1 protein-coding gene is annotated in these 1,264 nt (G+C 71.4%); it reads right to left on the reverse strand.

The window, feature by feature from the left end; all coding sequences use genetic code 11:
- Positions 1-337: 337 nt before the first annotated feature.
- A partial coding sequence (locus tag G6027_RS08050) for a TM0106 family RecB-like putative nuclease (RefSeq protein ID WP_182636720.1) occupies positions 338-1,264 on the reverse strand: 927 nt, incomplete at its 5' end.

Below are 1,264 nucleotides of genomic sequence, written 5' to 3' on the forward strand. Positions count from 1 at the left end.
CCGCTGCCCTCGCTGCCGCTGCTCAGCGCGCCCAGGCTGTCGGCCCCGAGGCTGTCGGCGGACAGGCTTCCGGTGCCGCCGTCCTGGGCGGAGGCGACAGCGGTCGCTCCGGAGATGGCGAGGGCGGTGGCGGCTGCGACGGCAGCGGCCCTACGAATCGAGAACGTCATGGGTTCGTCTCCTTGTATGGCGCGGCATCCACGTGGGTTCGCGACGGGACACCCGTGAGGGATGGGCTTCCGGGATCGCAGTCCGCCCCACGGGTAGCGGTGTGAACTTCCGATCCCTCTCACCTACCCTATCCCTACCTCTCAGCAAAGGAACAGCTGGCTCTCAGTTAAAACTCCGTCACATTCCAGACCGAAATCCACTCCCGCACAGCCCGGGTCGCGCGGACGTCGTCCTCGTTGTACGCGAGGAGGCGCGCCCTGCCCGAATCCCGCTCGACCCCCCGCGAGGCCTGCGCATCCCGGTACCACCCGATCGACTGCTCGCCCCCGGCGTCCGGGTCGCGCCAGTGGAATCCGGCCACCGGCGCCACCACCTTGAGCCCGAGCCCGGAGGTGGAGACGAACTGGGTGGCCACCGCCTCATGGACGTCGACCCACTGGGGCGAGGAGATGAACCCACGCACCTCGGACACCGAGGGGACGCCCCTGACCACGGCCACCGTGCCCTCCGGCCCGAACCTGGTGGCGGTCGAGAGCATCCAGCCGTTCTCGGCGGACCTCGAGTAGCAGTAGGCGCGGAAGGTGCGCCCCTGTCCCCGGGCCCTGTCCCGGATGCCGGTGAGCCAGCGCCAGAACTCGGCGAACGAGCGACCCTCGTCCGGGTCCGGTAACCGTGCCCAGGTGGCGAACGGCCGGTAACCCTCGGCCTCGAGGCGACGCCCGTCGCGCAGGGTGAGCAGGGTCCCCCACAGGTAGGCGCCGTCGTCCAGGTGGCTCTCCAGGTCCACGTCCACCTCGATGTCCGCACGCGGGATGGCCGGTCGGGCGACCTTGGGAACGACGACCTCGCCGTCCCGGTGCGCACGGGCCCGCAGGACGGCGTCGGAGAACGGTTCGCCGTTCCAGTCCGGCGGTCGCTCCGGACCGGCCTCGGCGAGGTCCGCCACCGTGCGGAAGCCCGCCGCACGGACCGGTCCCACCTGTCCACCGCCCACCACCAGGCTCACGTCGTCGGCGACGACCAGGCGGTCGCGGCATCCCGACACGGGCGTCCCCCGATCGTCCCAGCCCTCCCACCACGGGCAGGTACGGCA

The organism is Dietzia sp. SLG310A2-38A2, from assembly GCF_014145095.1.
GTDB lineage: Bacteria > Actinomycetota > Actinomycetes > Mycobacteriales > Mycobacteriaceae > Dietzia.